The organism is uncultured Georgenia sp. (assembly GCF_937958535.1).
GTDB lineage: Bacteria > Actinomycetota > Actinomycetes > Actinomycetales > Actinomycetaceae > Oceanitalea.
The window spans coordinates 1-6,332 of the sequence record NZ_CALGNQ010000202.1; the positions used below are offsets into that span (position 1 = coordinate 1).

Below are 6,332 nucleotides of genomic sequence, written 5' to 3' on the forward strand. Positions count from 1 at the left end.
CGGCGTGGCGGCGGGCCAGGCGGAACGTCTCGCCGTCGGTCTGGGCGCGCAGCACCGGGCGCAGGAGCAGCGCGCGCAGCGCCCGGCTGCGGCCCTCGGCCTCCCGGGCCTCCAGGGCCCCGGCGATGCTCGGGGCGAGGTCGAGCGACGTCATGCGTACACCTCCGCGGGCCGCTCGGCCGGGGCGCTCAGCCCGGGCAGGTCCACGGCCGAGGCGATGTCGACGAGGTGGTCGGGGCCGGTGAGATCGCCGTCGGGGGTGCGCAGCGTCATCGTCCCGGCGCCAGGGATGCGGCTGAGCGTGACCGTCAGCTCGCCGTCGGAGGTGTGCACCTGGGCGGTGTCCGCCTGCGGCCCCATGGCGGCCAGGGCATCGCCGAGGAGGCCGAGGAAGAGCCGGAAGGCCTCCGGGTCGAGCTCGCCGAAGGCGGACAGCGGCCGCGGGCCGTCGGTGAGGATCCGGCGCCGGGCGGCAGCGGTCTGCTCCGCCTCCGCCCGGGCACGCTCGGCGAGCATGCGCTTGGCCACGGACCGGTCCTGGACCCGGACGGCCCGGCCGCGCCGCTCGTAGGAGCCGCTGCGCCGCAGCTGCGGGCTGATCTCCAGCGGCGGCGCATCCGGCCACGGCGTGGTGGTGCCGAGCTCGGCGGCGGCCCATGCGTCCTGGGTGGCCGCCGTGACGCTGAGGTGGCGCACCGGGGTGAGCCCGAAGGCCGAGCGCCACAGCCGGTGCCGCTCGCCGTCGCTGGGCAGGGCGGCGAACCACCTGGCCAGGGTGAGGAAGTCCTGGGTGCGGTCGGTGCGGCCGCCGGCGCGTTCGTGCAGGGCGCGGACGACGGCGAGCAGCTGCGGGATGGCGGCACGGGCGCGCGCCCGCAGCAGCTTGGCCTCGCTCTCCCGGCCGGGTGTGCTGACGAACCACTCGGTGAGCCCCGACCACTGCTGCAGCCAGGTCTCGCGCGCCCGGGCTCGTGCCGTGTCGGCCTCGCCCGGCGCCGCGTCGGCCGCCTCACGCTCAGCGGCGGTGTCGGCGAGGAAGCGCACGCCGTCGGGCGGGATGGCGGCGAGGAGCTCGGCGATCGCAGCACCGCGGGTGAGGAGGTCGTGGATGAAGCGCTCGAGATACGCGATGAGCTCTTCCTTGTACGCGAGGAAGGCCTCGACGTCGGCGTCGTGGAGGTCGATGGTGCGCTGCAACGAGCCCATGAACGCAACGGCGTTCTCGGCGAGCTCGACGAACCGCTCGCGCAGTGACCGCAGCGCCTGATGGGTGACGGCGGGGTCGACCTCGCCACCCGCCCGATGTGCCTCGACGGTGTCGCGCAGCGAGGTGAGGAGCACGACGATGTCCTCCAGCGCGACCGACTGGAGGGCGCCGCGGGTACCCAGCGCGGCGTCGTACTGCGCCAGGGCACGCTCGGCGGCCTCGCCCTCGCGCGAGAGCTGATAGAGCATCCGCCGGCGGTAGAAGTCCTCCAGCGCGGTGACCCGGCTCGAGTCGGGGAAGGCGAGCAGGTTGCCCCAGCCGGGCTGGGCCAACCGTTCCAGGGCCTCGGTGACCATGTTCTCCTCCACCGGCGCCCCACCGTCGGCCGCCAGGGCTGCGGACACCTCCTCGGGACGCACGTGGACCGTGAACCGCTCCTTCTGTGCCATCAGCGCCCGCATGACCCGCCGGTAGAGCGGGGCGTTGGGGGTGCTGAGGTAGGCGAAGGGGCCGTAGCCACTCGCGGGGCTCTCAGGGTTGTGAGCGGGTGTCTCGGGAGCGAGGTCCGTCATGGCTCCACATGGTCGCACGGGCTACCGACATCGAGTGTGCAGGCATCCGCGGCGTCCGTCGGGCACGGGCCGGCATCGTACGCTGCTGGGCGGACCAGGACGGGAGGGCGGGGCTGTGGACCTGCGGTGGCTCACCGCCGAGGAGCACGAGCTCGAGGCGGCGATCGCAGAGCTCGACGAAGAGTCGCGCCCTGAGGTCGAGGGACGCAGCCTCGTGCCCGCAGGCATCGCGTCCATCCTGCTCCTGGTGTACTTCGGGCTGATCTGGCTCGGCTTCAGCAGCAGCATCGACGCCGCGGCGCGCCCCCGCGTGCCGCCCAGCGCCGTCGGTGGCCTCGTCATCAACCTGGCGGTCTTCGTGGCGCTCTGGTACGCGACGACCAAGCTGGCCAAGTGGCTGGACAGACCGCGCCGGGAGTCCGAGGTGCGAGCATGGCGCGAGCACCTGACGGGCATGGTCAACGACGTCGACATCGAGCCGGTCAACCGCGCCACCTTCGTCTCGCTCATCACCGGGGAGCGACGGACCGCCAGCTGTCGTCCGCGCTTCTCCGCTCCCGGGGTGGAGTTCGGGAACCTCACCAGCCGCACCCACAGCGCCCTGGAGTGGCACTACCTCGCGACCCAGCTCCCGGCGCCGCTGCCCCACCTCATCCTGCGGTCAACCGCAGCCGGCCCCCTGCCCAGGGAACTCGCCGGCGCCGAGATCGGCGAGATCGTGCCCACGGGCTACCCGTTCAACCGCAGCTTCGTGCTGCATGCCCCTGCGGGCTACGCGCAGGATGCGCTGTACGTGCTCACACCGCGCGTGATGGCGTTGCTGCTGGACCACGCCGGCGCGTTCCACATCGAGATCATCGGTGACACGCTGGTCTTCTTCGCCCCCGGCCACGCCGACTTCGGCACGACCGAGCCGTGGCAGGCCATCGACGCCCTGTGGACCAAGGCCGTACCTGCGATCGTCGGGCGCGCCGCCCGCTACCGCGACGAGCGCGTCCCCGACCAGTCCTTCAGGCGCCGCCTGCTCACGTACCGGGAGTCTCAACGCAGGCCCGGCCACACCTGGGAGCGGTCGCGACGCCGGATTGCGCCGGCCGGCAAGCGTTTGGCGCAGCAGCGACGTGGGCCGCGCTGGTCCATGGCCCGCAAGCACGGGCTCGAGTTCGTCGTGTACTGGTTGGTGATGGGCGCCGCGGGACTGGTATGCCTCGGTCTGGTCCTGACGGTCGTCAAACTCTACGAGGCGTTCTTCGGTGGCTGACCTAACCGGGCGACGAACCGTTCCGTTGCTGCCCTCACCGACCAGCCCTACCTGGCGACGCCGACCGGCTGGCTCGTCGCGGTCGTCCTCGCGCTGGTAGTGGCCGCGCTCGCGTACGTGTTCTTCGCCGTCGCCGTCGTGCTCGCCTTCGCCTCGATGGGCTTCGTGCTGGGCCAGGCGGTGGCCTCGACGCTCGGCGTCAGCGAGCCGTGGGCGCTCATCGGGTTGGGGCTCGCCGGTGGCGTGCTGCTCGGCGTGCTCGCCGTCGTCACCAACCTGCCGGAGCTGGTGCTCATCGTGGTCAGCGCATTCGCCGGCGCGAACGTCGCCGTCGCCGGCCTGATGCTCCTCGTGGACGCCGCCGACCTGGCCGAGGTCACCGCCGTCCGGGTACCGCTCGTCGACCAGCCGGCGTGGGCGGTGGGCCGGCTCGTGCTCGCCGTCGTCGGCGTCGTCGTCCAGCTGCGTCATGCCCGATGGCGGCGCCTGGGCTCGGTACGCCGGTCCTGGGCCGCGTAGTCGGGACCAGCCCGAGGAGCGAGCCGGACATCGATGAGGTATGTCCGCGCCGTCGCCGTCCCTCGTCGTGCCCGGACCGCGGTGAAGGGCCCGGAATGTGCTGATGCGTCGATACACTGATGCCATGCGCACCACCCTGAATATCGACGACGACGTGCTTGAGGACGCCAAGCAGATCGCCGCTGCCGAGGGGCGGTCCGTGGGCGCCGTCATCTCCGACCTCGCCCGTCGTGCGCTCGCACCGACCCAGATCGCCGATGGAGACGGCTTCCCGGTGTTCGATGTCCCTGACGATGCGCCTCCGATCACCGCTGAGGACGTCGCACGCGCCCTGGACGACGAGTGAGTGCGGCGGCCCGGGGAAGCGCCCTGCTCGACGTCAATGTGCTCATCGCGCTGGCGTGGCCGAACCATGTCGGACACCGGGCAGCACAGAGCTGGTTCAGCGCTCACGCCGCGACCGGCGGCTGGGCGACGACCCCGATCACCGAAGCAGGGTTCGTCCGCGTCTCAGCCAACCGCCGCGCGATGACGACCGCGACGACACCGAGCGTGGCCATCGAGCTGCTCCGCAGGATGACCGCGCTTCGTGGGCACACGTTCTGGCCAGATTCGGTCCGTCACGTCGTCGGTGGCACAGTCGACGCTGCGGTGCTGTCCGGGCACCGGCAGGTCACCGATGCTCATCTGCTGGCTCTGTGTGACGAGCACGATGGGCGGCTCGTCACGTTCGATGCCGCACTCGGCGAGCTGGCGAGCGCAGTCGGCATCACGGCCGAGACGCTCCACGCCTGATGTCGCGCTGCTGTTCGCCGGCCCTCAGCTGCCGAGCACGCGGTCGATGAAGGAGGTGACGTCGGCCCGGACCTCCTCCTTGTTCGTCTCGTTGAAGATCTCGTGCCGGGCGCCCGGGTAGGTCTTCGCCTCGGTGCGCGGCCCGCGGATCGCCTCCATGCCGGCCTGGCTGGGACCGATGGGGACGAGCTGGTCCTCCTCGCCGTGGAGGTACAGCAGCGGCAGGTCTCCGATGGAGCCGCCGGCGGCGATGCGGTCCATGCAGTCCTGCAGCGCCTGGAGGGTGGGCTTCTTGAAGTTGCCATGCCACACGAGCGGGTCGGCGGCGTAGGTCTCCCCCACCGCCGGGTCGCGGGAGAGCGTGGACGGGTCGATCGGGGTCGGCGGGATCTCCTCCAGCGGCAGCAGGGTGTCGACGGTGGCCCAGCTGCCGATCACCGGCCCGGAGAGCACCGCCGCGGTGAGCTCCTCGCCGTGGAGCTGCAGGTACCGGGCGGCGATCATCCCGCCCATCGAGTGCCCGATTAGCGCCACCGCCAGTTCCGGGTTCTCCTCCTTGGCGGTGCGGACGAGCAGGTGGAAGTCCTCCACGACGTCGTCGTAGTCGGTGATGAGCACCCGCTCGCCCGCGCTGCGGCCGTGGCCGACGTGGTCGACCCCGTAGACGCTCGCCCCGTGCGCGTTGAGGGTGCGGGCGACCCAGTCGTACCGGCCGATGTGCTCGCCGTAGCCGTGACAGAGCACGACGACGTAGCGGGGCTGGTCGACGAGCCAGGCCTGGGCCGCGAGCTCACCGGCGTGACCGGGGTAGGTCCACTGCTTCATTGCATCCTCCTGCTCGATCTCTCAGTCCGTCTTCTCCAGGAGGAAGACCGGGATCTCCCGGCCGGTGCGCGCCTGGTAGTCCGCATAGGGCGGGAACGCCTCCACCGCCCGCGCCCACCACTCCTCCTTCTCCGCACCGGTCAGCTCACGGGCGACCATGTCCCACTTCTGCGGGCCGTCCTGGAGCTCGACCTGCGGGTGGGCCTTGAGGTTGTAGTACCAGACCGGGTGCTTCGGCGCGCCGCCCATCGACGCCACCGCGAGGTAGCTGCCGTTGTGCTCCACCCGCATGAGCGGTGTCTTGCGCAGCTTGCCGGTCTTCGCGCCGCGGCTGGTCACGATGACCACGGGCCGGCCGTGCAGCGTGGTGCCCTGGACACCGCCGGAGCGCTCGTAGAGCTCCACCTGATCGCGGGAACGCTTGCTGATGCTGGGGACGTACTCACCGTGAAGGGGCATGGGGACTGTCTACCTGAGCAGGGCTGTCGTCGCAGCGCTCATCGCCGCTCGGGAATGCACCAGGCCCTCCCTCATCGCCGCGTCCGCCGGCGCTGGTCCGGGCGGTGCAGCGAACGGCGAACCAGGCACCGGCGACCGCACGGCAGCCTGTGGACGGCCTCCCCGGTCCCGTCTTCGCGTCGGCACACTGGCGCGATGCCCTGCCGTGACACACCCGAGACGAGGAGGACCATGGGCCGCATGACGGTGCTGCCGCGCGCGGACGGGGAATGGACGGTCGAGGACCTCGTCCACCTGCCCGACGACGGCCTGCAGTACGAGCTGCTCGACGGGATGCTCCTCGTGACGCCGGCACCCGCGCTGCTGCACCAGCGCGTCGTGGCGAGGCTCCACTTGCTGCTCGCGAGCGCGTGCCCGGCCGGACTCGAGGTGTTCTTCGCTCCCGTCGACTGGCGTCCGGACCGCCGCACGTCGCTCCAGCCAGACCTCCTCGTCGTCCGCGGTGAAGACGTGGAGGCGCAGAGTCTCGCCGCGCCCCTGGTGCTCGCTGTCGAGGTGCTCTCGCCGTCGACCGGTCGTAAGGACGAGCTGCTCAAGCGGGCCAAGTACGAGGAGGCGGGCGTGCCGTCGTACTGGATCGTCGACCCGGCGGAGCCCTCGCTGCATGCCCTCGACCTTGTCGAGGGCAGGTACG

The 6,332-nt window shown here is 71.7% G+C and carries 8 protein-coding genes; 5 read left to right on the plus strand and 3 right to left on the minus strand.

Features of this window, described 5'->3' with window-relative positions; translation table 11 throughout:
• Positions 1-150: 150 nt before the first annotated feature.
• On the minus strand, positions 151-1,779 hold the full coding sequence (locus Q0195_RS10675) for a TIGR02677 family protein (protein ID WP_299278168.1): 1,629 nt from the start codon (positions 1,777-1,779) through the stop codon (positions 151-153).
• 115 nt (positions 1,780-1,894) lie between these two features.
• Here Q0195_RS10675 and Q0195_RS10680 point away from each other — a divergent pair, with 115 nt between their 5' ends.
• The 4 genes from Q0195_RS10680 (at position 1,895) to Q0195_RS10695 (ending at position 4,354) form a co-directional block, all read left to right on the plus strand.
• Complete coding sequence (locus Q0195_RS10680; protein ID WP_299278171.1) at positions 1,895-3,040, plus strand: hypothetical protein; 1,146 nt, start codon at positions 1,895-1,897, stop codon at positions 3,038-3,040.
• A gap of 99 nt (positions 3,041-3,139) precedes the next feature.
• The gene (locus Q0195_RS10685; protein ID WP_299278173.1) at positions 3,140-3,559 is read left to right on the plus strand and encodes a hypothetical protein; all 420 of its coding nucleotides are present in this window, start codon (positions 3,140-3,142) and stop codon (positions 3,557-3,559) included.
• A gap of 124 nt (positions 3,560-3,683) precedes the next feature.
• A complete protein-coding gene (locus tag Q0195_RS10690; protein ID WP_299278175.1) occupies positions 3,684-3,905 on the plus strand; it encodes an antitoxin in 222 nt (73 codons plus the stop codon).
• Positions 3,902-4,354 (plus strand): TA system VapC family ribonuclease toxin, encoded by a 453-nt coding sequence (locus Q0195_RS10695; RefSeq protein WP_299278178.1) that lies wholly within the window; start codon positions 3,902-3,904, stop codon positions 4,352-4,354. The genes Q0195_RS10690 and Q0195_RS10695 overlap by 4 nt, the downstream gene beginning before the upstream one ends.
• Positions 4,355-4,378: 24 nt before the next feature.
• Here the strand turns inward: Q0195_RS10695 and Q0195_RS10700 are convergent, their stop codons facing one another.
• A complete protein-coding gene (locus Q0195_RS10700) occupies positions 4,379-5,179 on the minus strand; it encodes an alpha/beta hydrolase (RefSeq protein ID WP_299278180.1) in 801 nt (266 codons plus the stop codon).
• Between the two features lie 21 nt (positions 5,180-5,200).
• Positions 5,201-5,638 carry a nitroreductase family deazaflavin-dependent oxidoreductase gene (locus tag Q0195_RS10705; protein ID WP_299278182.1) on the minus strand — a complete coding sequence of 146 codons (438 nt, stop codon included), beginning with the start codon at positions 5,636-5,638 and terminating at the stop codon, positions 5,201-5,203.
• A gap of 240 nt (positions 5,639-5,878) precedes the next feature.
• On the opposite strand from Q0195_RS10705, the gene Q0195_RS10710 reads away from it, so the two are divergent.
• Positions 5,879-6,332: Uma2 family endonuclease (locus Q0195_RS10710; RefSeq protein ID WP_299278185.1), on the plus strand; the 454-nt coding region annotated here is incomplete at its 3' end.